Origin of the sequence: Tenacibaculum sp. Ill, from assembly GCF_051938915.1 — a bacterium.
Lineage (GTDB): Bacteria > Bacteroidota > Bacteroidia > Flavobacteriales > Flavobacteriaceae > Polaribacter > Polaribacter larymnensis.
In genome coordinates this window covers 130,211-154,197 of sequence record NZ_JBPSCW010000002.1, presented here as the reverse complement: position 1 = coordinate 154,197, position 23,987 = coordinate 130,211, and the positions used below count along the sequence as shown (strand labels likewise).

The following is a 23,987-nucleotide window of genomic DNA, read 5'->3' as shown; positions in this document are numbered from 1 at the left end:
TACTATCCTCTTTTGATTTATTAAATAAGAAGAAATATTTTTATTAAACGATTAATCGGACACCACCAAGCTCTTCAACTTTATAAGGAAATTTATTACTTGGAGCTCCTATAAACATAAAATTAATAGGAATGTTCCATTTTTCAGAAAGTTCCTTAATAAGTTCAGGACTAAACTTTCCTTGAACAACTTGAAAGTTTACTTTAATCTTTGGGTACTCTCTATCTAAAAAAGTAATCTCATTAGGCAAGTTTTCAGGAATTGTGTCTCCTTCATCAAGAGCTAATACAATTTTTATCTTTTTAGTGTGTTCATTTTTAATAATGTATAGCATAACTTTATTAAGAGTAGCTATATTATCTCCTTTGGTAAAAAAGACGAACTCTTGATCGTTTATTTTGTTAATGGTCTTGGTTATTTTTCTATCCATACTTGAAACGAGTCGTCTCAAAGGATTAAAAATAGCATAAATTATTTGGAGTACTAGTTTTAATAAAACAGTACGATTTAGCATAATTATGATAAAAATTATGGTTGGAATAAAATAATTTAAAAAGACTGAAGTATTGCTAGGTAAACCATCTTTTGGCTCCATTAAAATATTACCAGCTAAAGCACATAAAACAGCAATTATAGCTAATAAAACAGAAGCCCAGGTTGCCTTTTCAGGTCTAGGAAGCTGATTTCTGCGTATCTTTAACAAGATGTTTCCTATCGCAAATAATGCCATTACCGATAAAAAAGAAATAGTATATACACCAGCTAATAAGCCAACATTTCCATTAGTTATTAGTAATACAGAAACAGCGAGGATAAAGAATAAAATAATAATTCGGTAAGAGCTACCTCTTTTATTCTTTTTTAAAAAGAATTGAGGCATAATTCGGTCTAATGTCATACGTTCCAGCAATCCAGTAACACCAACAAAACTCGTTAAAACGGCTCCACTTAATACTAAAAAAGCATCTATAGCTATAACGGCAGCAACCCAATCACCTCCAACATATTCTCCCATTTGAACTAATAAAGTATTTTGGTAATCAGCACTCTGTAAAACAGGGATTGCGAAAAGAGATAATGCAAAAACAGCCATTAGAGGGTTAATGATACTTACAATTACCCACATGTTTTTTAACGTTTTTGGAAACACACCTTTCTGTTGTTCTTCAACAAAGTTTGCAGAACTTTCAAAACCAGAAACTCCCAACATTGAAGCTGCAAAACCAAAAAATATAGCATACCAAATACTGTTTTCTGATTGATGACCCCAGTTGCTAAAAAGAATGTCAATTCCATTTTGAGACAAATAAATGATGATAAAAAGGGCAAGAACGACTAATGATAGTAGATGAAATAAAAAAATTCCGACAGCTACTTTAGCGGATTCCGTTATACCTCCAATAGTTAATAAAGCAAAAAACAACAATAGACCAACAGTTGATATAATAATGGGCATTGAAGGAATTAAGTGATGCAGGTAATGAATTGCTTCATTGGCAGAAATAACAGCTGTAGCCATATAAGAAAGTATGGTAAGTGTTGCAGCAAAAGAAGCCATTAACTTACTGGTAGTATTAAGTAAAGCATTGTATGCGCCACCATTTAAAGGCATAGCACCAACTACTTCTCCATAAATTTTCCGAAATAAAAATAATACTACTGATACGATTAATAATGTTATCCATGCGTATTGACCAGCAAACGCAATAGCTAATGCTGATACATATAAAACAGAAGAGCTAATATCGTTACCACAAATAGCAGTTGATTCTAGCTCATTAAGCTTTTTAGAAATAGCTTGTTTCATGATATGTTATTGATTTGTTTTCGTGAAGTTTTTACCTTTTCAAGACGTACATTAAAGGTAATAAAAAACCCTGCAAATTTTGCAGGATTTTTTATTTTTTAAGACTTAATATCTGTTTCATTGTTTGAAGAAACAAATATTTAAAGGTAAAATACATTAAACTTTTGTTGTTGTAATACGTGTTAAAAAGTATGAGGAAAATAGAAACAGAATAAAAAAATTAGTAACATTGCGCCTTGAAATAAAAAATTAAATTCTATGTTATCAAAAGAAAAAGAAATCCGTTTTACTAATGAAGGTACAGTGGAGCTTATTGTTAAAGAGTATAATGAGGTAATAGTATATCAGTATGCTGGATTTTGGGAGCGTTTTCTAGCTAGGTTTTTAGATACGTTAATCATTATTATACCTCAGTTATGTATCCCTTTGGTGCCTGCTTGGTTATATTGGTCGTTACAACAAAGTAGTGAAAAAGAAAGAACAGTTGGTCAGGGAGTAGCTCAAATAAAGCTAATGAGTATTGATGGTAATAAAGTAACTTTTGGTCAGGCAACAGGAAGGTTTTTTGGTAATTTTTTAAATGTTATCACTTTTTTTGTAGGGTATTTATTATTCTTTACGGGTGAAAAAAAGCAATGTTTACACGACATGCTTTCAGGAACAATTGTAGTAAAGGAAATCGGGAGAAAAAAGATAAACGAATAATATAAATCAAAAACCCATGGCATTGCCATGGGTTTTTGATTTATATAAAGTTATTACTTTTATTCTTTTACATCTAACTTGATGCTTAATTCTTGTAGTTGTTCATCGTCTATAGTTGCAGGTGCATCAATCATTACATCGCGTCCTGAATTGTTTTTAGGAAAGGCAATAAAATCTCTAATTGTTTCTTGACCTCCTAAAATAGCTACCAATCTATCTAAACCAAAAGCTAAACCTCCGTGTGGTGGTGCTCCGTATTCAAAAGCATCCATTAAGAATCCGAACTGAGCTTTCGCTTCTTCTTCGGTAAATCCTAAATGCTTAAACATGATAGCTTGTGTTTCTTTATCATGAATTCTAATAGAACCTCCACCAATTTCGTTTCCGTTTAAAACTAAATCGTAAGCGTTTGCTTTAACAACTCCTGGGTCAGTGTCTAATAATGCTAATTGACCTGGCTTAGGAGAAGTAAATGGATGGTGCATTGCGTGGTAATGACCCGTTTCTTCATCTAATTCTAATAAAGGGAAATCGATTACCCATAACGGAGCAAACTCATCAGGTTTACGTAAACCTAAACGCTCAGCCATTTCCATACGTAAAGCGCTTAATTGTGCGCGAACTTTGTTAGTGTTTCCTGAAAGCACACAAATTAAATCTCCTGCCTTCGCACCTGTAGCTTCAGCCCATTTAGCTAAATCTTCTTGATCGTAAAATTTATCTACTGAAGATTTAAAGCTTCCGTCTTCGTTACACTTTACATATACCATTCCTAAAGCTCCTACCTGAGGACGCTTTACCCAATCGATTAATTTATCAATTTCTTTACGAGTATATGAAGCTCCTCCTGGTACTGCAATACCCACTACTAATTCTGCTGAATTGAATACTTTGAAATCTTTATGTTGTGCAACTTCGTTTAATTCACCAAACTCCATCCCGAAACGAATATCTGGTTTATCGTTACCATACTTACGCATTGCCTCATCAAACGTAATTCTTGGGAATTCCGCTACTTCAACTCCGTTGATTTCTTTTAGTAAATGACGCGTCATTCCTTCGAAAATCTCTAAAATATCTTCTTGCTCAACAAACGCCATTTCACAGTCTATCTGTGTAAATTCTGGTTGACGGTCGGCACGTAAATCTTCATCTCTAAAACACTTTACAATCTGGAAGTATTTATCCATTCCACCTACCATTAACAACTGCTTAAAGGTTTGTGGTGATTGTGGTAAGGCATAAAACTGACCCGCATTCATACGCGAAGGCACCAAGAAATCACGTGCTCCTTCTGGAGTAGATTTGATTAAATATGGAGTTTCTACATCAATAAATCCTTTGTCAGATAAATATTTGCGAACTTCCATTGATACTTTATGACGGAAAACCAAGCTGTTTTTTACTGGGTTACGACGGATATCTAAATAACGATACTTCATACGTAAATCTTCACCACCATCAGTTTCATCTTCAATAGTAAAAGGTGGTAACTTAGCTTCGTTTAAAATTTCCAAGTTCGATACTAAAACTTCTACATCACCTGTTGGAATATTGGCGTTTTTAGATTGACGCTCAATAACTTTACCAGTTACTTGTACTACAAACTCACGTCCTAAGGTCTTTGCTTTATCCATTAACTCTTTAGAAGTACGTTCTTCGTCGAAAATTAATTGTGTAATTCCGTAACGATCACGTAAATCTACCCAAATCATAAAACCTTTGTCACGTGATTTTTGTACCCAACCAGAAAGGGTAACTTCAGTATTGATGTGCGATGCTCTTAATTCACCACAAGTATGCGTTCTGTACATTTCTTGAAATTTTTGCTGTGCAAATTTAACTATAAATGTTAGTTTGTAAAAAATTACTACGAGTTAGTTTTTATGAGTTTTAATCTTTTGTTTTGTAGCGTAAAACCTTTTTAAAATGACACTAGATAGATTTAAAGAAACGATACAAAGTACACCAGAAAAAGTTAAGTTTTCTGATACTATATCAGTGATTGAAAACGTATATAATTTTACACCCACTGCCTTTAAAAATGGAAATTTATACAATGAAGCTGAAAAAAATCAAGGTTCATGTAAAGTGTTTTCGTTTGCTATACAACAGGGGTTCAGTAAAGAAGAAACCTTGGCTTGTTTTGGACAGTATTATTTTGAAGATGTTTTAAAAAATCCTGAAGGAACAGATCATCAAAACATTAGAAATTTTATAAAAACTGGTTTTGAAGGCCTATTTTTTGAAGGAGAGGCGCTAAAAAAACGTTAAGGATTCTCTAGAGAATTAGTCTACTTCTTCTATCTCAAATAAATGCTCCACAGTAGTATTAAAAACCTAAGATTACTTTTTATAAAGTAATAAGGGCTTTATTATTTATTGATTTTTTTGTAAATTATAGGGTAATGTGTGATTATGAAGAATTCGGCGATGTTTTTAGTGTTGTTTGTCACTATTTTTTTATTGGTGCTAACTGCTTTGGTCTATACTAATATAGGCTTTAGCTGGGTGTTTACACTTACAGTTATAGGTCAGTTACTAGTAGTGTTAATGGTTTACAAAGTATTAAAAGACAATTACACCACCGATAAAACCTTTGAAGATTTTTATGAAGATTATCCGATAGGGAGAGAGTAAAGCCACCAGAGCCTGATAATAAATCATAAACTATAAAGCAGATAATAGATTAATTAACTTTTCATTATCAAATACTATTAATAAAATTATAGCTACTATGATGGGTAGGACTACATAAAATACAATCAGTTTTATTGATTTATGAATATATTTTCCAGTAAACTTAGGAAGTATGTTAAAGTTATTGTTCATTATTATAATCCTATTTAACTTTCTATTAACCCAAAGCTACAAATCATTTCTTCTAAAGTGGTTAAATAAAGTTTGTTCATTGTTTTTTGTTACTAATTATTTTTAACAATATTAATATTGAGGGTTAAATAATAAAAGGACAGTTTAACTTATTGGTAAATAGGTGTTTGTGTGTTTGGTTATTTATAAATAAAGGGCTTGAATAAAACTAACAGGACATAAAAGGGTTAATTCATATAAATTACTGTATTACAGGTTTTTGTCTTGGTTTTTAAGGTGGGTTTATTCACTTTGATTTGGAAAAAGAAGCTAATTATGATTGAATTTCTGGTTTTTTAGAAAAGTTAAAACGGCATCTTTTCTGAAAATTTTTATTTTGTCCTTTTCAATAAGTAAAAGAACTAAAAATAAAAACTATAAAAAGTGTACTTTTAAAGCCACAAAATCCCGTTATGCTAAAAAAAATCTATCTATTACCTATCATTCTATTACTTATAAGTTGTAAGAAAGAAAATGTTGTTCCAGTTTTAAACACCTCTAATTATTTCGATGTTTTAAATGAAGAATTTACGGGTGATTTAGCTTATGAAACAACTTCTTTTGTAGAAAAATATTGGCGTGTTGTTGGTAATACTGGCTTTAATAAAAGTGTATATAAAATTGCTGAAGAATTAGAAAAATCAGGTTTCGTTAAAGAAGATAGTGCTACGAGTAATGATATTTTAACCTACAGGATAGAAAAAAGACCCTTAAAAAATCCTACTTGGGAATCTGTAAATGCTTCTGTAAAGATAAAAGGAGAAGATCTACCTCTTTTACAGCACAGCACAAATAGGAATATGATTGCTTTAAACTCTTACAGTACACCTAAAGAAGGGGTTAATGCAGAGGTCGTTTATATTAAAGACTTAAAAAAGTTAAAGGATTTAGATGTAAAAGGGAAGATTGTTTTTGCTGAAACAAGTCCTCATAGAATATTTAATCAAGCTGTTGTAAAAGGTGGTGCTTTGGGTTTGGTTACCTATAGCAATCCGAAATATTTACAACCTCAGAAAAATACGACTTCTATTCAGTTTAGAACTATTCCGTTAAATGAAGAAGTTAAATCTTGGGCAATTGCGATGTCTTACAAGGCTAAAGAAAAATTAAAAGAGGAATTGTTAAAAGGAAAAGTTTTTCTAAATGTAAGTGTTGAAACGAATATCTATCCATCAGAAGAGTTAACAATTGTTGCAGATATTAAAGGAAATAAATATCCTAAAGAGCGATTAGTTTTTAGTGCTCACATACAAGAACCTGGAGCAAATGACAATGCTACAGGTGTAGGTGTTGCTTTAGAAATGGCTACACTTACAGCTGAGCTTATCAAAAATAACATATTTGTACCCAATAGAACCTTAACCTTTTTATGGGGAGATGAAATTATTTCAACAAACAGGTATGTGAAAGAAGATAGTATAAGAGCAAAAGATATTAAATGGGGAATTTCTCTAGACATGGTAGGGGAAAACACCAAAAAAACAGGAGGTACTTTTTTAATTGAAAAAATGCCTGATCCTAGTGCAATTTGGACAAGAGGAAAAGACAAACATACCGAGTGGGGAGGAAGAAAAATGAAACTTGAAGAAATGACTCCACACTATCTAAATGATTTTTTAATTGATAAATTTAAAGAACAAGGAAAAAGAGCGAATTGGATAGTGAACACAAATCCGTTTGAAGGTGGTAGTGACCATGTACCTTTTTTAAAGAGAAACATTCCTAGTGTTTTATTCTGGCATTTTACCGATCAATTTTATCATACCGATAACGATCGAATAGATAAAGTGTCTCAAAAAACGCTTAGAAATGTTGGGATAGCTTCATTAGCTTCTGCTTATACTTTATTAAATGCGGATAGTACTACAGCAAAATCAATACTCCAAAATATTGAAAAAGCAGCTTTGTCAAGACTTCAAGAAGAAAAGAAACAAAGTGAAGTAGCATTAAAAAAAGGGGATTCCCTATCAACACAACTATCAATTATTTCAGCATGGAAAGATTGGTATATCAACTCAACCCAAACAACGTTAGATGTTGTAAAAGATTCAGCAAAGCATCAAGATTATATCAAAGAAACATCTAAAAAAATAGATTCTGCCTCTTCTAAAATTATAGAAGAGCTAAAACTTATTAGAAAGAATTAGTCTTTAACTTTTGAAAATACTTTTTGGCTTCTTTTTTTACTTTAGGAGCTAAAATTAATGTTGAAATTACTGTTGGTATTGCCATTAGGGCATAGGCGCTATCAATTAAGTTAATTACAAAGTCTAGCTTTATAATAGAAGCAACAGCAATTGTAAAAATATAAATGTAGTTGTAATTCTTTCCTATTTTAGTGTTGGTCAAGAAGCTTAAACAACTCAACCCGTAAAAAGAGTAAGTAAATAACGTTGAAAAAGCAAAAATCAATACGCAAATAGTTAAAACAACACTCCCAATATTATGAGGAAGTACAGCATCAAACGCAGCTAAAGTCATAGAAATTCCATTACCTTCAAAACCTTTCCAAACTCCCGAAGCCAAAATAGCTAGTGCGGTCAAAGAACAAACTAACAAGGTGTCAATAGCTGGGCCTAACATAGCAACCAATCCTTCACGAATAGGTTCTTTTGTTTTAGCTGTTCCATGCATCATAGGTGCAGTACCCAAACCAGCTTCATTAGAAAATGCAGCACGTTTTACTCCCGTAATTATCAATGCTCCTAAAGCACCACCCAAAACAGATTTTCCCGAAAAAGCATCTTCAAAAATTAAAGAAAAAATTGCAGGAACTTGTTCTAAACGTAACATCAAAATTGTTAAAACGGTGAGAAGATATACTACAACCATTACAGGAACTAGTTTTCCTGCAACACTACCAATGCGTTTTATTCCACCAAAAATCACCATGGCCACAATAATAGCAGTGGAGATACCTAATAATAATTTAGCTGTAAAGTGATTGGTTTCGTGTACTTGAAAAACATCTACCAGTGTTTGCGTGAGTTGGTTTGCTTGAAAAGCAGGCAACGTCCCTATCAACCCAGCAGCAGAGAAAAATAAAGCTAAAGGTTTCCACTTTTTTCCTAGTCCTTCAGTAATAACATACATTGGCCCACCTTTTACATTTCCGTTTTCATCAGTTCCACGATACATTACCGATAGGCTACAGGTAAAAAATTTGGTAGCCATACCTACAAAGGCACTTACCCACATCCAAAAAATAGCACCAGGGCCTCCAGTTGCAATAGCAATAGCAACTCCACTTATATTTCCCATACCCACTGTAGCTGCAATGGCAGAAGATAAAGCTTCGTAATGCGATAAATCTCCAGGAGAATCAGCTTTGTCATATTTTCCTCTTAAAATAGCAATGGCATGACCTATATATCTAAAAGGAATTAAACCTGAATAGACAAATAGGTATAAACCGCCACCTATGAGTAGTATTAATAATGGAATTCCCCATACCCAAGAAGAAAATTGAGTAACTAAGTCTTGAATGTTTGCAAACATAAAGTGATATTTTAAGCGAAAGTACTAAAAGTGAGTATAAACAAAAGAACGATAGCTGTGAATTAACAACTATCGTTCTTTTGTGTTTTTTATATATGTTATGTTTATTTACAAACGATTCCTCTTTTTTCTAAGAATTCAATATCTTTTAAAAAGCCTTTTTGAATAGTCTCGGCTTGAAAAATAAAGGTTTTGTCATGTAGTTTGTTGTTTTCAAAGAAAGTTACCTGAAAACGATTGTCTAAATCAAATAACTCAGGTTGCATTAACTCAAACTTTTGATAACTATTTGCGGGAAGTTTATCTATTTTTCTTCGAAAAACAGACGTAGTTTTAGTGTCTGAGAATCCTTGAGAAACAATAACTACCATTTCTAAATCGACATCTTTCTTGTTAAGAATGTATACATTCCAATCCTCTTTGTTATCGATTTCATTTGTTTCTAAAACAACGGCTATTTCTACACCGGTTACTTTAGGGATTTCAATATCTTTTTTCATTGAATACTTCTTTAAAAGGAAAGACGAAAGTTTAGTGCTTTCGTCTTTTATTTTGTTTGAATTTATCTTAAAATTAAATTACAGATTTAAACTGCTCTAAGAAACGCTTGTCATTTTCGTAGAACATACGAATATCTGGAATTTGGTATAACAACATTGCAATACGCTCAATACCCATTCCGAAGGCATATCCACTATACTTAGTTGGGTCGATATTACAGTTTTTTAATACATTAGGATCTACCATACCACATCCCATAATCTCTAACCAACCAGTTCCTTTGGTGATTCTGTAATCAGTTTCAGTTTCTAAGCCCCAATAAATATCCACTTCAGCACTAGGCTCAGTGAATGGGAAATATGACGGACGTAAACGTATTTTAGATTTACCAAACATTTCTTTGGTAAAGTATAATAAGGTTTGTTTTAAGTCAGCAAAAGAAACATCAGTATCAATGTATAATCCTTCTACTTGGTGGAAAATACAGTGTGCACGTGCAGAAATATCTTCGTTTCTAAACACACGCCCTGGAGAAATTGTACGAATTGGAGGTTCGTTGTTTTCCATATAGCGTACTTGTACCGATGAGGTATGCGTTCTTAGTAATGTGTCAGGATTCTTTTCAATAAAGAAAGTATCCTGCATATCACGTGCTGGGTGATATTCTGGTAAGTTTAAGGCAGTAAAGTTATGCCAATCATCTTCAATTTCTGGTCCTTCAGAAACAGTAAAACCAATACGGTTAAATACTTCGATAATTTGATTTTTCACTAATGAAATTGGGTGGCGTGAACCTAAGTTAATTGGCTCTGATGGACGTGTTAAGTCACCATAAACACCTTTTTCTTCAACAGCATTTTCTATAGCCTCTTTTAAAGTCTTTACTTTTTCTTCAGCAGAATTTTTAAGTAAATTAATGGTTTGCCCAAATTCTTTCTTTTGGTCGTTAGGTACATTTTTAAACTCAGCAAATAAATCTTTTAAAATTCCTTTGCTTCCTAAATACTTAATTCTAAATGTTTCTATTTCTTCTTTTGAAGTGGCGTTAAAAGCATTTACCTCTCCAATCAATTCTTTTACCTTGTCTAACATAATCTTTCCAAAAGTTAAGGTGCAAATTTACGTTTTTTTGTGTAAAAAAAAGGACTTTTGGTTGTGTTTGCAAAAACACCAATAAAATAAGGGAAATAAACAGAAAAATAGAAATTAACGAATAGTAAAATAATTATATTTGCATAGTAAAATTGTTAATATTATAAAATAACAGAACAACAACTAAGTTTATGGAATCTAAGATACAAGCATTTATGGATTACGTAAAAGAGCGTAATACATATGAACCAGAGTTTTTGCAAGCTGTACATGAAGTAGCAGAAACAGTAATTCCGTTTATAGAAAATAATCCAAAATATCAAGGTAAGAAATTACTTGAGCGTATGGTTGAACCTGAACGTACTATTATGTTTAGAGTACCTTGGGTTGACGATAGCGGAGAAACTCAAGTAAACAGAGGATATAGAGTTGAGTTTAACTCAGCAATTGGTCCTTATAAAGGAGGGTTACGTTTTCACCCTTCAGTAAACTTATCAATCTTAAAATTTTTAGGATTTGAGCAAGTTTTCAAAAACTCATTAACAACATTACCTATGGGTGGTGGTAAAGGAGGATCTGACTTTAACCCTAAAGGAAAGTCTGATCGTGAAGTTATGGCGTTTTGTCAATCTTTTATGACAGAATTAGCACGTCATATTGGTCCTGATACTGATGTTCCTGCTGGAGATATTGGTGTTGGTGGTCGTGAAATTGGTTACATGTTTGGTCAATACAAACGTTTACGTAACGAGTTTACTGGAGTATTAACTGGTAAAGGAGCTTCTTGGGGAGGTTCATTAATTCGTCCTGAAGCTACAGGTTATGGAGACGTGTACTTTGCTGAAAACATGTTAAAAACTAAAGGAGATTCTTTCGAAGGTAAAACTGTAGTTGTTTCTGGTTCTGGTAACGTAGCTCAGTATGCTACTGAAAAAGCAACTCAATTAGGAGCTAAAGTTGTAACTTTATCTGATTCATCAGGTTATATCTATGATGAAGATGGTATTGATGCTGAGAAATTAGCTTTTGTACAAGAGTTAAAGAATGTAAAACGTGGAAGAATCCATGAATATGTAGAGAAATACCCATCAGCAAAATTCTTTAAAGGAGAAAGACCTTGGGGAACTAAGTGTGATGTAGCTTTACCATGTGCAACTCAAAATGAGTTAAATGGAGAAGAAGCAAAAGCATTAGTTGATAATGGATGTATTTGTGTTGCTGAAGGAGCAAACATGCCTTCTACTCCAGAGGCTATTGAAGTATTTCACAATGCAAAAATCTTATTTGCACCAGGTAAAGCTTCAAATGCAGGAGGAGTAGCAACATCTGGATTAGAAATGTCTCAAAACTCATTACGTTTATCTTGGACTCGTGAAGAAGTAGATAGTAAGTTACACTCTATTATGAATAATATTCACGAAGCTTGTGTAAAATATGGTACACAAGAAGGTGGATATGTCGATTATGTAAAAGGAGCAAATATTGCTGGTTTTGTTAAGGTTGCTGATGCAATGCTTGATCAAGGAGCAGTATAATCTACAGAACAATAAATAAAATTAAAGCCTCATAGAATTCTATGAGGCTTTTTTATTAGGGGATAATCGGATAGTAATTATTTACTACTACTTTTTTCTATGGTTAAAGGCATCTTGTAGATATGGTTCTTTACCGTTAATTCCTTGTTTATAAGTTTATAATTTAATCTACTTTTTACATAGTGACAAACTTGTTCTGTATCACAGTTAACGTTTATAATAACGATCTCGCCGTTTTTGTTTATTAAAAACTCTACAGTAGTTTTTACTTCCTTGTCAAGAACAAAATTAGGGTTACCTAATAGTTCAACTATTTTTGATCTAATCTGCTCTTTTGCAGGGTTCTCGTTTGTTGAAAATACTGATGTACTCATTAAAGTAATGAACATTAATACAAATAACTTTTTCATTTTTTAAGTTTTAGGGTTTGTTTTTAAGTTTGTTTGTTAAAAATTAGCAATATAAAAGTATTGTAAATGAGTTTTTTAAGGTGTTATTTTTAATTAATAAAATATTGTTTTAAAGTAAAGTATATGAGCGTTTTATAACTGTTTTACATATAATTAATATTAAAGATATTTCTATTTTTTACTTTCCTTTTTTGACGAATTTTAAATAAATCAGTGGTTTTTATTAAAATCGATAAATTTATTTTCAAGCTCTATATAATTCGTTAATCACTAAGGTTAGTTTTATGTTATAAGATCCATACATTTTTGTACTTTCGAGAAGTAAACAAATCTTAAATGACATCAAATAGAAGAAGAAATAGGTACACAGTTGCTTTTTATAATGTCGAAAATTTATTTGACACTGTTGATAATCCAAACACCTATGATAATGATTATACACCAAACGGTAAATTAAGATGGGGAAGGAAGAAATACAATCATAAACTTAGAAAAATAACATCTGTTATTAGTCAGTTAGGAAGTAATCAATCTGCTCATCCACCAGTTATTGTTGGTTTGGTAGAAGTTGAAAATGCCAAAGTTGTTAAAGACTTAGTAAAGCATGAAAATCTATCAAAGTTTAATTACGACTATGTTCATTACGATTCACCTGATGAAAGAGGTATTGATGTTGCTTTGATGTATAATAAAGATTTCTTTGAAGTGATATTTTCTGAAACACACCCACTTTTACTAACAGATGATGAGGGTGAAGTAGATTATACGCGTGATTTGTTAGTAGTTAAGGGAGTTTTTAATGATGAAATAGTACATGTTTTAATTAATCATTGGCCTTCACGAAGAGAAGGAGAAACAGAAACCGAAAAAAACAGAATTAAGGCAGCTCAATTGACTCGTAGTGTTATGGATAAGATTAAAGAAGAAGAAAATGCACCGAAATTCATTGTTATGGGAGATTTTAATGATAACCCAATAAATAAAAGTATTGAAGAGTATTTAATGTGTGAAGATTTGTATAATCCAATGAAGTCTTTGTATGAAAAAGGGATAGGAACCACAACCCATTATAAGAATTGGCATTTATTTGATCAAATTATATTTTCAAGAGATTTTTTTGATATGGAAAAAAGTAAGCACAGTTTTTTACATGCTAAGGTTTTTAATAGAGATTGGTTAAAAATATATAAAGGAAAATATGAAGGAAGTCCATTTAGAACTTTTATAGGGCCTTTTTATAAAGGTGGTTTTTCAGACCATTTCCCTGTCTATATTACTCTAGAAAAAGAGGTATAAAAAAATCCTGGGAAATTTTTTCTCAGGATTTATATTTTAAATAAAATCGATTGTTATTCAACAGTAACCGACTTTGCTAAGTTTCTTGGTTGATCTACATTTTTACCTAACATAACAGCTATATGGTATGATAATAATTGAAACGGTATTGTTGTTAGTAAAGGAGAAAAAGCTTCTTCTGTATCTGGAATTTCAATTATATGGTCAGCTATTTCCTTAACTGTTTCATCGCCTTCAGTAACAATTGCAACTATTTTTCCGCTGCGAGACTTAATTTCTTGAATATTACTTACTACTTTCTCGTAATGTCCTCTACTTGTTGCAATAACAAAGACAGGCATATTTTCATCAATTAAGGCAATAGGTCCGTGCTTCATTTCAGCTGCAGGATAGCCTTCAGCGTGGATATAAGAGATTTCTTTTAATTTTAAAGCTCCCTCTAATGCAACAGGAAAATTAAAACCTCTACCTAGATATAAACAGTTTTTAGCGTCTTTATAAACGGCTGCAATTTCTTTAACTTGGGCATCAATTTTTAATAAACTTTCTACCTGAGCAGGAATTTGCTGCATCGTTTGTAAATAAGTATTCACAGCTGATGTAGATAAAGTTCCTTTGGCTTGGGCTAGTTTTAAAGCAATTAATGAAAGTACTGTTATTTGTGTTGTAAATGCTTTAGTTGATGCTACACCAATTTCAGGTCCAGCATGGGTATAAGCACCTGCATGTGTTTCTCTAGCGATAGAAGAACCAACAACGTTACATACACCAAAAACAAAAGCTCCTTTAGATTTAGCTAATTTAATAGCTGCTAAAGTATCAGCTGTTTCTCCAGACTGAGAAATGGCAATTACCACATCTTTTGGAGTAATAATAGGGTTGCGGTATCTAAACTCTGAAGCATACTCAACCTCAACTGGAATACGAGCCATGTCTTCAAAAAGATATTCTCCTACTAATCCAGCGTGCCAAGAAGTACCACATGCTACAATAATAATTCTGTCAGCGTTTAAGAACTTAGACATATTATCATCTACCCCTGCCATTTTAATAATTCCCTCGTTGGCAAGCATTCTACCTCTATAGGTATCTATAATAGCTTTTGGTTGTTCGTAAATTTCTTTTAACATAAAGTGGTCATAACCACCTTTCTCTATTTGTTCAAGACTTAATTGTAATTTTTGAATGTTCGCATCAATTTCTTTATCATTCTCAATTTTACGAACTTTAATTCCTTTATCTTTTTTTATAATAGCTAATTCACCATCTTCAAGGTAAATAGCATCTTTTGTGTATTCAATAAAAGGAGAAGCATCAGAGGCAACAAAAAACTCTTCATTGTTCTTTCCAACTCCAATAGCAATAGGACTACCTAATCGAGCTACGACTAATTCATTAGGCTTTGTTTTGTCAAAAACAGCAATTGCATAAGCTCCAATAACATTAGTTAAAGCTAATTGAACAGCTTTTCCTAGTTTACAGCCTTCACTTTTTTTAACTTCTTCAATAAGGTTTACTAAAACTTCTGTATCAGTATCACTTTTGAATTCATAACCTCTTGAGGTTAATTCTTTCTTAATAGTGTCGTAGTTTTCTATAATTCCATTATGAACAATTACGAGGTTACCTGACTGAGAAAAATGAGGATGAGAGTTTACGTCATTAGGAACACCATGAGTTGCCCAACGAGTATGACCAATTCCAATATTTCCTTTTTTCCTTATCTCTTCTCTGTTTGTAATTACTTCTAAGTCAGAAACCTTTCCTTTTGTTTTTGATAAGTGCATTGTTTCACCGTCATACATCATGATTCCAGCACTATCATAACCTCTATACTCTAAACGCTTAAGCCCATTAATTACAATTGGGTAAGCTTCTCTATGTCCAATATATCCTGTGATTCCACACATAACAACTTGTTATTTTTCTTTTGAATATGATATTTTTAAAACGGCTCTTTTGGTTCCATTAGCGGCTTCATCACCATTAAGTAATGTTACAGCCCTTGGGTTCCAGTTATAAGATTTTACAGAAGTTGCTAAAACATTATTGTTAACAGGCGTATCTGTAGGATTATATGCTTTTAAAACTAAAGGATCAGCAGTTGTGTTTTCTTCTCCCGACAACAGTTTTGAAATATAATCAGTAATTCTAAATGTATATTTTTCAGGATTGTCATCTTCAGTTTTCTCTAAAAGACCTCCAAAAGAAGTAGGGTCAACATAAGCATCTGTTAAGTGAGTTGGTGAAATGCCACCTGTTTCATTTTTCTTATTTTGATATAAGAATAATTGTTGAGGAATAACATCAGCATCATTATTAATTGCTTGATTTATATAAAAAGTAAGAGAAGCATCATTAATTAACCAATTATTAGTTTTCAACTCTTGAACTTTAGTTTCGTCTAAAATCTTAACTCTAGCCATACTTCCAGCTGTTCCTTGAATAACAAAATTATTGGCTGGAGCAGAAGTTGTAGCAGGAGACATTTTGTAATTACTATTTCTTATACCAGAAAGAGGAAAAGAGTACTTTCTTTGAAGAGTGTCCTTTACTGTAGTACCATCTACTTCAGATATAGTGTAGTGAAAATCTACAGATGGAGTAGGTGAAGAAGCTAGGTTTAATGGAACAAGAGATCCGTCACTTCCAGTTGCAACTATTTTAATCCCTCTAAAATAATCATCAAAAACTTCTTTAGATGCAAACTCTCCGCTATGAAATTTATCCCAAAATAAAGTTTTCATTTTAGCCATATCTAAAGGAATTGCTAAAAATGGAACTTTAAGTTTTTGTGAGTTTATGGCTCTAACAGTATCTTTATAAGTAGTAGAACTTGCTAATGAAGAAGATCTATCAATTCTATCAAAAATAAATGTAGTGTCCGTAGCTTTAGGCTTTAATTCATAAATACCACCTTCGCTTAACACATTATTACCTGCGTATTCTTTATCAGAAAAGAAAGTATTTCTTTTAGATGGATCACTAGGGTCTAAAGTGTTTAAGTATGTTTCATTTTGGAATACCTGAATATTGGTTGCAATATCAGGATTACCTAAAATAGAATCTAATTTAAAACTTGTAACTCCATCTGTTGTGCCTGTAGAAGTAGCTTGGTATGGAATTTTTAAAATAACCTTATCAAGATTGAATACAGTTGTGTCAGTATCTTTATTGTTTAAGTTTGAGATATAACCAAGTTGAGAAATGATTGAAGCTTCAATTTTTTCTGCATTGGGGTTATTATATACTCCAAGCCAATAATCACTAATACTAGCGTTAATATTGTCGGCTTGTACACTTTCTATATCTATAGGTGTTATTTCAACATCCAATAATATTTCTCCTGTTTCAAACTTATCGTTGTTAACAACGTTTGTTCCAACCTCACTAAAATCTTTTTCACAAGATGTAATAGCTGCCAAACATAGCAAGCTAATACCAAGTACACCAATTTTTCTAATCATTACTCGCTTAATTCTAAAACGTTTTCTTTATAAAATTCTAAATATGCTTCAGTTAAAGTTTCCTCTGATTGGAAATCTAGAACCTTTACATTGCTTTCTTCAATGAAAGTTTCAATTTCTTCAGGTAAAACCTCGCTACCTTTTATAATAGCATCTGAATTTTCAATAGCGCTCTTTAAAATGTTAGTATGACTTGGTGTTTCTATTGTAGCTACTTTAGAATCTTCAATTTTATCAAAGCGAACTTTGTTAGCCAATTCTTTACCCAAATCCTCAATATCACTATTGTAAAGCGAAGTTACAATCTTGCTCTCAGCAAACAATGGTTCCTCTTTATAAAATTCTCTTAAATATAATGGAAGTAACGAAGCCATCCATCCGTGAACATGAATAATATCAGGAGCCCAGTTTAGCTTCTTAACAGTTTCAACAACACCTTTGGCGAAGAAAATCATACGTTCATCATTGTCATCAAATAGTTTGTCATCTTCGTCAGAATATACAGCTTTACGCTTAAAATATTCGTCATTGTCAATAAAATAAACTTGCATCCTTTCTTTAGGTATAGAGGCAACTTTAATTATTAGCGGCATATCCATGTCGTTGATAATTAAGTTCATACCCGATAGGCGAATAACTTCATGTAACTGATGCCTTCGCTCGTTAATAACCCCAAAGCGAGGCATAAATATACGGGTTTGAATTCCTTTAGAATGTGCATTTTTAGCAACGTTAAATGCGGTAGACGATAATTCTGTTTCGGGTAAATATGGTGTTACCTCTGATGAAACATATAAAATTCTCTTATCCTTCATTAAATCGGTCTCTTTTATTGAAGGTGCAAAAATACGAAATTTAATGCAAAAATCGTGTTAAATTGCTAATTTTGCATGCATTTCAATAAAATAACAATGAAAATTTTCACAAGTAAATCCGAAATAAAAGAGTTTTTATCCGCTCTAAAAATGGATAAAAAATCAATCGGATTTGTCCCAACTATGGGAGCACTACACCAAGGGCATTTATCGCTTATTAAGAGAGCGAAAAAAAAGAAGGATATTGCTGTAGTTAGTATTTTTGTAAACCCTACACAGTTTGATAACAAAGAAGATTTAGACAAATACCCTAAAACGTACGAAAGTGATGTAGCGCTGTTGGAATCTGTAGATTGTGATGTGTTATTCTTTCCTTCAGTAGAAGAAATATACGCCGAAAATGTAACTTCTGAAGAGTTTGATTTTGATGGGTTAGAACATCAAATGGAAGGGAGATTTAGAGATGGTCATTTTGATGGTGTTGGAACAATAGTAAAAACTTTATTTGAAATTGTAGAGCCAGATACTGCGTATTTTGGCAAAAAAGATTTTCAGCAATTACAAATTATTAAAAAGTTAGTCGAAAAATATAATTTACCAGTAAAAATTAAAGGAAGACCAATTTTTAGAGAAGATGATGGGTTAGCTATGAGCTCTCGAAATACGAGATTAACAAAAGAACACCGTGAATCTGCACCATTTATTTATAAAACATTAAAAAAAGCAAAAAAGAAATTTGGAGCAAAAAGTCCAGAAGATTTAACCAAATGGGTAGAAAAGCAATTCAAAAAACATCTATTACTTGAATTGGAATATTTTACCATTGCAGATGAGGAAACATTACAAACTGCAAAAGAGATTAAAGAAAATAAACAGTATCGTGCTTTTATTGCTGTTTTTGCAGGAGACATTCGCTTAATAGATAATATTCGTTTAAAGAATAATTAAAAAGTTAATGTTTAGGCTTAAGAATGAGCTTTGTAATAATGTTAAAATCATCAAAAAACAACTTAGTATTCATTAAAAAACAACTATTTTTGCAGCATGTTAGTACAAGTAGTAAAATCTAAAATACACCGTGTTAAAGTTACAAACGCGGATTTAAATTATATAGGAAGTATAACCATTGATGAAGATTTAATGGATGCTGCTGGAATTATTGAAGGAGAACGTGTTCAGATTGTGAATAACAATAATGGAGAGCGTTTAGAAACATATGCAATTCCAGGACCAAGAAAAAGTGGTGAAATTACTTTAAATGGAGCAGCAGCCCGTAGAGTTCAAAAAGGAGATGTACTTATCTTAATTGTATATGCTTTTATGGAGTTAGAAGAAGCCAAAAAGTTTAAACCACAATTAGTATTTCCTAACGAAGAAAACAACTTGCTAGAATAGTTTGAGTTTATCAGTCAAAAAAATTACAAAGATACTATTACCTCTCATTTTGGGAGGTTTTTTAGTTTGGTATTCATTATCAAAAATTTCAATTGAAACCTTAGTTCAATATTTTAAAGATGCTAATTACGGTTGGATAGCTTTAGGATTGTTCTTTGGGGTGTTAAGTCATCTATCTCGTGCTTATCGCTGGAAGTTTTTACTTGAGCCGATGGGCTATAAACCAGATTTTGGTAATAGTACCATGGCGGTTTTAGTAGCATATTTAGTGAATTATGCAGTGCCAAGAGCAGGGGAAGTTTCTCGAGCAGCAGTGATGACTAACTATGAAAATATTCCGTTTGAAAAAGGTTTCGGAACCATCGTTGCCGAACGAATGGCAGATTTGTTAATGATGTTGAGTATTATAGCTATTACACTTTTTGTACAATTCGATTTTATTTTTGAATTATTAACTAAAAACTTTGATCCGATAAAAATTGGAATTCTTTTAGGAGGTTTGGTGCTGGTATTTGTGATTTTTACACGTTTTGTAAAAAAGGCACAATCAGGAATCGGACTAAAAATCAAAAATTTTGTAGCAGGACTTGTTGAGGGAGTTACCAGTATTTTGAAGATGAAGCACAAATGGGCATTCATTTTTCATACCGTATTTATCTGGGTAATGTATGTGTTAATGTTTTGGGCGACAATACCAGCAATTGAAGGGTTACATGTTCCTTTAGGAGGTGTTTTAATTGGTTTTATTGCCGGAGGATTTGCTATTGCTGCTACTAACGGGGGAATAGGGTTGTATCCTGTAGCTGTAGCTGGAGCTCTAGCTTTATTCGGAATCGCAGAAGAACCCGCAACTGCTTTTGGTTGGATTATGTGGACTGCTCAAACGGCTATGATTATTGTCTTTGGAGGGTTGGCGTTTTTGTTCTTACCCATCTACAATAAAAACAAATAGTTTTCTTTTCTTTGTAAGTAAATCTTACAAATAGAATGGCAAAAACCAAAACGACTTTTTTCTGTCAAAACTGTGGAGCACAACATGCACAATGGGTAGGGCAATGTGGCTCTTGTAAACAATGGAACACTATTGTTGAGGAAGTGATTCAAAAAGAAGAAAAAAGAAATTGGAAATCGCCATCAAGCTCACAAAAGAGAGTTGCGAAACCTTTACGAGTTGAAGATATTCAACTGAATCCAGAAGAACGTTTTGGAACTAAAAATCAAGAGTTAGACACTGTTTTGGGTGGTGGATTGGTGAAAGGAGCTGTTGTGTTACTGGGAGGAGAGCCTGGAATTGGTAAATCAACCTTATTGTTACAAATCGCCTTACAAATTCCACAAAAAGTACTCTATGTTTCTGGGGAAGAAAGTCAGTCGCAGATAAAAATGCGTGCTGAACGTATAGAGGGTAAAAATCCTAACTGTTTAATTCTTACCGAAACTAATACCCAACAGATTTTTAAAAATATAGAAGAAGTACAGCCTGATGTATTGGTAATAGATTCTATTCAAACCTTACATACGGATACTATTGAAGCTTCTCCCGGAAGTATTTCTCAAATTAGAGAAACTTCTGCAGAACTCATCAAATTTGCGAAAGAAACTGCGACTCCAGTATTATTAATTGGACATATTAATAAAGAAGGACATATTGCAGGACCAAAGATTTTAGAACACATGGTAGATGTGGTGTTACAATTTGAAGGAGACAGAAATCACACCTATAGAATTTTACGCTCACAAAAAAATCGTTTTGGTTCTACGGCTGAATTAGGGATTTACGAAATGTTATCAGACGGATTACGAGAAGTATCCAATCCTTCAGAAATTTTAATCTCTAAAAAAGACGCCGATTTAAGTGGTACTGCTATTGCGTCAACGTTGGAAGGAATTCGTCCGTTGATGATAGAGATTCAAGCCTTAGTTTCTACAGCTGTTTACGGAACGCCACAACGAACAACAACAGGTTATAATTTGAAACGATTGCACATGATTTTAGCGGTGTTAGAAAAACGTGCGGGTTTCAAATTAGGAGCAAAAGATGTCTTTTTAAATGTTACGGGGGGAATTCATGTAGATGATCCCGCGATAGACTTAGCAGTTGTAGCAGCGATTTTATCATCAAATCAAGATTTGGCAATCAATCCCGATGTGTGTTTTGCTGCTGAAGTTGGTTTAGCTGGTGAAATTAGACCAGTTTCCAAGATAGATCAACGTATTACCGAGGCTGAAAAGTTAGGATATAAAACGTTTGTAACCTCAAAATACAATAAGATTACGAGCAAAAATCATTCAATAAAACTGATTTTAGTGAGTAAGATTGAAGAAGCTTTTGCTACGTTGTTTGCTTAGATTAGTTTTCTTCCTTTTTCTTTCCAAAAAGTCTGTTGAAAAAACCTTTAATTCCTTTCTCTCTGTATGGAGGACAGTCGATTGACGAAGAAATTTCATCAGGGATATCAAAAGAGGTTAAATATTTTTCTCTTAATTCAGGATTATTTTCTATTTCTTTTAAAATATTGGCAACGATGGGTAATGCTAATGAAGAACCTGAACCATTTCCGCTAGTAAAATGTATGTCATTTTTAGAAGTTCCTACCCAGGTCCCGAGAACAATATTTGGTGTATATGCCATAAACCAAGCATTGGTGTAGTTTTGAGCGGTACCCGTCTTACTTGCTAGTGGACTTTTAATTTTATAAGTACTTCTTATTTTAGAACCCGTTCCTTGTTCTACTGCTTGTTGTAAAATAGTAGTTAACGTTTGTGTACTTTCTTCTTTAAATACTCTTTCTGTCTTTTGCTTTTCACTTTCGTAAATGATATTCCCTTCTTTATCGGTAATCTTGCTAATCATATACAAGTCGTTCATTTCACCATTATTAGCAAATGAACCGTAGGCTCTTGTAGCTTCAAATAGGGATAAATCTAACGTTCCTAAAGCAATAGAAGGAGCGTCGTCAGTAATTTCTGGGAACAGTAATTTTTCACAAGTGTCGATTAGCCATTCTTTTTCTAGTTTAAAATAAAGGTTGACAGTAGGAATATTCATGGATTTAATCAATGCATACCACATGGCAACTTTTTTATCAGGAGTAGTGCTATGGTCGGCATTTTGTGGGTTCCAGTTATCGTATTCAGGATAGGTTTTTTCCTCATTTTCAAAATAATCACACGGAGAAATTCCATTTTCCAACGCTGTAGCATACAAAAGCGGTTTAAAAGCTGAGGCTATTTGACGGTGTGATAATACCATATCAAAAGGAAGCGTATTAAAGTTATTTCCGCCAACCCAACTGATTACTGCACCATTCTTCGGATTCGTAACTAATACAGATGCATTCAGCATTTTATTATAATACCAAAGACTATCAATTTTGTTACCGGTAATGGTTTTTGTACTGTCCCAATCAAAGAGTTGAATAGTTCTCTTTTGCTTATCTTTTTCTGTGAATTGCTGCTTTTTTAACCATCTATTTTTTAACCTGTTTGAAGCTAATTCTTTGTCTAATTGTTGTTGTTTGACGATGAGCTGTTCTTTAGCAGACTTTTCTGCAATTTTCTGAATATCGTAATTCAGCGTTGTGTGAATTTTTAACCCGTCGGTTTCTAAGTTATAGTTGCTGTTAGAAGCTTCGTTGCTCTTTTTTATGAGTTCAGCAGCTTTTTTCTTTACCTGATAGGTAAAATAACCCGCTGTTGTATTTATATCAAGGTTATGATAGTTGAGTGTAATAGGTAGTTTTTGTAAGCTATCGGTAACTTCATTGCTTAAATACGCTTCGTTGTTCATTAATTGAAGCACTGTGTTACGACGTTTTTTAGCATTTTCTGGATTTAATCTCGGATTGTAATAAGTGTTGGCTTTTAGCATGCCCACTAATACAGCTGATTCTTCAATGTTTAATTCGTTAACAGATTTATTAAAAAATCGATTAGAGGCCGATTCTACTCCGAAATTATTTTCTCCAAAAGGAACCGAATTCAAATACAACAACAATATTTCATCTTTGCTATATAGGTTTTCCATTCGACTAGCAATGATGAGTTCCTTTATTTTATTGATAGGCATGCTCAAAAAACCATGATATTGTCTTCCGTAGAGGTTTTTAATTAATTGTTGTGTAATAGTACTACCACCACCACCTGAGGCATCTTGTAGTAAAATACTTCTAAAGAAAACGCGGGCATAACTTTGACCATCGTATCCGTTGTGTGAATAGAATCGTTTATCTTCTGTAGCTATTAAAGCTTCTTTTAAATGATTTGGAATTTGCTCTAGTTGAACATTAGTTCTGTTCTCAGCAAATATTTTTCCGATAATTACCTCGTCTGATGAATAGATTAAAGAAGCTTCTTCATTAATAACAGATGTTAACTCTTCTTTGTTTGGTAATTTACCAAACACCTCAAAATACACTAAGGAGAATAATAGTACTACTAAAAGAATTCCAAACAGGATGAAGCCTGTAGTATATTTTAACAAAAGAGTTAATTTCTTATTTTCTTTAAGTTGAAGTTGTATTTCTTTCAATATTTTCATTGTACAAAATAACGAATATCAATTGGTAAAATTGTAAGGGTTTTACTATTAGATT

21 protein-coding genes are annotated in these 23,987 nt (G+C 32.6%); 10 read left to right on the top strand and 11 right to left on the bottom strand.

Annotated elements, in window-relative coordinates:
* Nucleotides 1–43: 43 nt before the first annotated feature.
* On the bottom strand, nt 44–1,807 hold the full coding sequence (locus ACTPNM_RS00755) for an APC family permease (protein ID WP_440120198.1): 1,764 nt from the start codon (nt 1,805–1,807) through the stop codon (nt 44–46).
* Between the two features lie 258 nt (nt 1,808–2,065).
* Here ACTPNM_RS00755 and ACTPNM_RS00750 point away from each other — a divergent pair, with 258 nt between their 5' ends.
* Entirely contained in the window at nt 2,066–2,512 is a 447-nt protein-coding gene (locus ACTPNM_RS00750; protein ID WP_274638703.1) for an RDD family protein, read from the top strand.
* A 59-nt stretch (nt 2,513–2,571) separates the two neighbouring features.
* On the opposite strand, the gene aspS is transcribed toward ACTPNM_RS00750, so the two are convergent.
* Nucleotides 2,572–4,326: an aspartate--tRNA ligase gene (gene aspS, locus ACTPNM_RS00745; protein WP_440120197.1), complete on the bottom strand. Its 1,755-nt coding sequence runs from the start codon at nt 4,324–4,326 to the stop codon at nt 2,572–2,574.
* 115 nt (nt 4,327–4,441) lie between these two features.
* On the opposite strand from aspS, the gene ACTPNM_RS00740 reads away from it, so the two are divergent.
* Together ACTPNM_RS00740 and ACTPNM_RS00735 are read left to right on the top strand one after the other, a co-directional pair.
* Nucleotides 4,442–4,786: a HopJ type III effector protein gene (locus ACTPNM_RS00740; RefSeq protein ID WP_440120196.1), complete on the top strand. Its 345-nt coding sequence runs from the start codon at nt 4,442–4,444 to the stop codon at nt 4,784–4,786.
* A 144-nt stretch (nt 4,787–4,930) separates the two neighbouring features.
* Entirely contained in the window at nt 4,931–5,152 is a 222-nt protein-coding gene (locus tag ACTPNM_RS00735; protein ID WP_440120195.1) for a hypothetical protein, read from the top strand.
* 30 nt (nt 5,153–5,182) lie between these two features.
* Here the strand turns inward: ACTPNM_RS00735 and ACTPNM_RS00730 are convergent, their stop codons facing one another.
* A complete protein-coding gene (locus tag ACTPNM_RS00730; protein WP_440120194.1) occupies nt 5,183–5,344 on the bottom strand; it encodes a hypothetical protein in 162 nt (53 codons plus the stop codon).
* 452 nt (nt 5,345–5,796) lie between these two features.
* Between ACTPNM_RS00730 and ACTPNM_RS00725 the strand changes: the two genes are divergently transcribed.
* The gene (locus ACTPNM_RS00725) at nt 5,797–7,530 is read left to right on the top strand and encodes a M28 family peptidase (protein ID WP_440120193.1); all 1,734 of its coding nucleotides are present in this window, start codon (nt 5,797–5,799) and stop codon (nt 7,528–7,530) included.
* Here ACTPNM_RS00725 and ACTPNM_RS00720 read toward each other — a convergent pair.
* The 3 genes from ACTPNM_RS00720 to pheS form a co-directional block, all read right to left on the bottom strand.
* Nucleotides 7,517–8,881, bottom strand: a complete 1,365-nt coding sequence (locus tag ACTPNM_RS00720; RefSeq protein ID WP_440120192.1) for an alanine/glycine:cation symporter family protein — start codon at nt 8,879–8,881, stop codon at nt 7,517–7,519. The genes ACTPNM_RS00725 and ACTPNM_RS00720 overlap by 14 nt on opposite strands.
* A 104-nt stretch (nt 8,882–8,985) precedes the next feature.
* Nucleotides 8,986–9,381 carry a hypothetical protein gene (locus ACTPNM_RS00715; RefSeq protein ID WP_440120191.1) on the bottom strand — a complete coding sequence of 132 codons (396 nt, stop codon included), beginning with the start codon at nt 9,379–9,381 and terminating at the stop codon, nt 8,986–8,988.
* Between the two features lie 73 nt (nt 9,382–9,454).
* Nucleotides 9,455–10,474, bottom strand: a complete 1,020-nt coding sequence (pheS, locus tag ACTPNM_RS00710) for a phenylalanine--tRNA ligase subunit alpha (RefSeq protein ID WP_440120190.1) — start codon at nt 10,472–10,474, stop codon at nt 9,455–9,457.
* A 191-nt stretch (nt 10,475–10,665) separates the two neighbouring features.
* On the opposite strand from pheS, the gene gdhA reads away from it, so the two are divergent.
* A complete protein-coding gene (gene gdhA, locus ACTPNM_RS00705) occupies nt 10,666–12,009 on the top strand; it encodes an NADP-specific glutamate dehydrogenase (protein WP_274638694.1) in 1,344 nt (447 codons plus the stop codon).
* A 77-nt stretch (nt 12,010–12,086) separates the two neighbouring features.
* On the opposite strand, the gene ACTPNM_RS00700 is transcribed toward gdhA, so the two are convergent.
* Complete coding sequence (locus tag ACTPNM_RS00700) at nt 12,087–12,419, bottom strand: hypothetical protein (RefSeq protein WP_440120189.1); 333 nt, start codon at nt 12,417–12,419, stop codon at nt 12,087–12,089.
* Nucleotides 12,420–12,755: 336 nt separating this feature from the next.
* On the opposite strand from ACTPNM_RS00700, the gene ACTPNM_RS00695 reads away from it, so the two are divergent.
* Nucleotides 12,756–13,715 carry an endonuclease/exonuclease/phosphatase family protein gene (locus ACTPNM_RS00695; RefSeq protein WP_440120188.1) on the top strand — a complete coding sequence of 320 codons (960 nt, stop codon included), beginning with the start codon at nt 12,756–12,758 and terminating at the stop codon, nt 13,713–13,715.
* Nucleotides 13,716–13,768: 53 nt separating this feature from the next.
* On the opposite strand, the gene glmS is transcribed toward ACTPNM_RS00695, so the two are convergent.
* Genes glmS through ACTPNM_RS00680 form a run of 3 tightly spaced genes read right to left on the bottom strand, consistent with a single transcriptional unit; the run spans nt 13,769 to nt 17,997 of the window.
* Nucleotides 13,769–15,625: a glutamine--fructose-6-phosphate transaminase (isomerizing) gene (gene glmS / locus ACTPNM_RS00690; protein WP_440120187.1), complete on the bottom strand. Its 1,857-nt coding sequence runs from the start codon at nt 15,623–15,625 to the stop codon at nt 13,769–13,771.
* A 9-nt stretch (nt 15,626–15,634) separates the two neighbouring features.
* Nucleotides 15,635–17,182, bottom strand: a complete 1,548-nt coding sequence (locus tag ACTPNM_RS00685) for a DUF4270 family protein (protein WP_440120186.1) — start codon at nt 17,180–17,182, stop codon at nt 15,635–15,637.
* On the bottom strand, nt 17,182–17,997 hold the full coding sequence (locus ACTPNM_RS00680; RefSeq protein ID WP_121146590.1) for a glycogen/starch synthase: 816 nt from the start codon (nt 17,995–17,997) through the stop codon (nt 17,182–17,184). Before ACTPNM_RS00680 ends, ACTPNM_RS00685 begins: the two co-directional genes overlap by 1 nt.
* 96 nt (nt 17,998–18,093) lie before the next feature.
* Here ACTPNM_RS00680 and panC point away from each other — a divergent pair, with 96 nt between their 5' ends.
* The 4 genes from panC to radA all read left to right on the top strand — a co-directional run bounded on the left by panC (nt 18,094) and on the right by radA (nt 21,741).
* Entirely contained in the window at nt 18,094–18,945 is an 852-nt protein-coding gene (gene panC, locus ACTPNM_RS00675) for a pantoate--beta-alanine ligase (protein WP_440120185.1), read from the top strand.
* 96 nt (nt 18,946–19,041) lie between these two features.
* Complete coding sequence (gene panD / locus ACTPNM_RS00670) at nt 19,042–19,392, top strand: aspartate 1-decarboxylase (protein ID WP_028891458.1); 351 nt, start codon at nt 19,042–19,044, stop codon at nt 19,390–19,392.
* A gap of 1 nt (nt 19,393) precedes the next feature.
* Nucleotides 19,394–20,344, top strand: a complete 951-nt coding sequence (locus ACTPNM_RS00665) for a lysylphosphatidylglycerol synthase transmembrane domain-containing protein (RefSeq protein ID WP_440120184.1) — start codon at nt 19,394–19,396, stop codon at nt 20,342–20,344.
* Between the two features lie 35 nt (nt 20,345–20,379).
* A complete protein-coding gene (gene radA / locus ACTPNM_RS00660; RefSeq protein WP_440120183.1) occupies nt 20,380–21,741 on the top strand; it encodes a DNA repair protein RadA in 1,362 nt (453 codons plus the stop codon).
* Nucleotide 21,742: 1 nt separating this feature from the next.
* On the opposite strand, the gene ACTPNM_RS00655 is transcribed toward radA, so the two are convergent.
* Nucleotides 21,743–23,932, bottom strand: a complete 2,190-nt coding sequence (locus ACTPNM_RS00655; protein WP_440120182.1) for a transglycosylase domain-containing protein — start codon at nt 23,930–23,932, stop codon at nt 21,743–21,745.
* Between the last annotated feature and the right edge of the window lie 55 nt (nt 23,933–23,987).

Bases quoted from the DNA above. Each gene is read 5' to 3' on its own strand.
- ACTPNM_RS00755 (WP_440120198.1), bottom strand. From the start codon at position 1,807: ATGAAACAAGCTATTTCTAAAAAGCTTAATGAGCTAGAATCAACTGCT.
- ACTPNM_RS00750 (WP_274638703.1), top strand. From the start codon at position 2,066: ATGTTATCAAAAGAAAAAGAAATCCGTTTTACTAATGAAGGTACAGTG.
- aspS (WP_440120197.1), bottom strand. From the start codon at position 4,326: ATGTACAGAACGCATACTTGTGGTGAATTAAGAGCATCGCACATCAAT.
- ACTPNM_RS00740 (WP_440120196.1), top strand. From the start codon at position 4,442: ATGACACTAGATAGATTTAAAGAAACGATACAAAGTACACCAGAAAAA.
- ACTPNM_RS00735 (WP_440120195.1), top strand. From the start codon at position 4,931: ATGAAGAATTCGGCGATGTTTTTAGTGTTGTTTGTCACTATTTTTTTA.
- ACTPNM_RS00730 (WP_440120194.1), bottom strand. From the start codon at position 5,344: ATGAACAATAACTTTAACATACTTCCTAAGTTTACTGGAAAATATATT.
- ACTPNM_RS00725 (WP_440120193.1), top strand. From the start codon at position 5,797: ATGCTAAAAAAAATCTATCTATTACCTATCATTCTATTACTTATAAGT.
- ACTPNM_RS00720 (WP_440120192.1), bottom strand. From the start codon at position 8,881: ATGTTTGCAAACATTCAAGACTTAGTTACTCAATTTTCTTCTTGGGTA.
- ACTPNM_RS00715 (WP_440120191.1), bottom strand. From the start codon at position 9,381: ATGAAAAAAGATATTGAAATCCCTAAAGTAACCGGTGTAGAAATAGCC.
- pheS (WP_440120190.1), bottom strand. From the start codon at position 10,474: ATGTTAGACAAGGTAAAAGAATTGATTGGAGAGGTAAATGCTTTTAAC.
- gdhA (WP_274638694.1), top strand. From the start codon at position 10,666: ATGGAATCTAAGATACAAGCATTTATGGATTACGTAAAAGAGCGTAAT.
- ACTPNM_RS00700 (WP_440120189.1), bottom strand. From the start codon at position 12,419: ATGAAAAAGTTATTTGTATTAATGTTCATTACTTTAATGAGTACATCA.
- ACTPNM_RS00695 (WP_440120188.1), top strand. From the start codon at position 12,756: ATGACATCAAATAGAAGAAGAAATAGGTACACAGTTGCTTTTTATAAT.
- glmS (WP_440120187.1), bottom strand. From the start codon at position 15,625: ATGTGTGGAATCACAGGATATATTGGACATAGAGAAGCTTACCCAATT.
- ACTPNM_RS00685 (WP_440120186.1), bottom strand. From the start codon at position 17,182: ATGATTAGAAAAATTGGTGTACTTGGTATTAGCTTGCTATGTTTGGCA.
- ACTPNM_RS00680 (WP_121146590.1), bottom strand. From the start codon at position 17,997: ATGAAGGATAAGAGAATTTTATATGTTTCATCAGAGGTAACACCATAT.
- panC (WP_440120185.1), top strand. From the start codon at position 18,094: ATGAAAATTTTCACAAGTAAATCCGAAATAAAAGAGTTTTTATCCGCT.
- panD (WP_028891458.1), top strand. From the start codon at position 19,042: ATGTTAGTACAAGTAGTAAAATCTAAAATACACCGTGTTAAAGTTACA.
- radA (WP_440120183.1), top strand. From the start codon at position 20,380: ATGGCAAAAACCAAAACGACTTTTTTCTGTCAAAACTGTGGAGCACAA.
- ACTPNM_RS00655 (WP_440120182.1), bottom strand. From the start codon at position 23,932: ATGAAAATATTGAAAGAAATACAACTTCAACTTAAAGAAAATAAGAAA.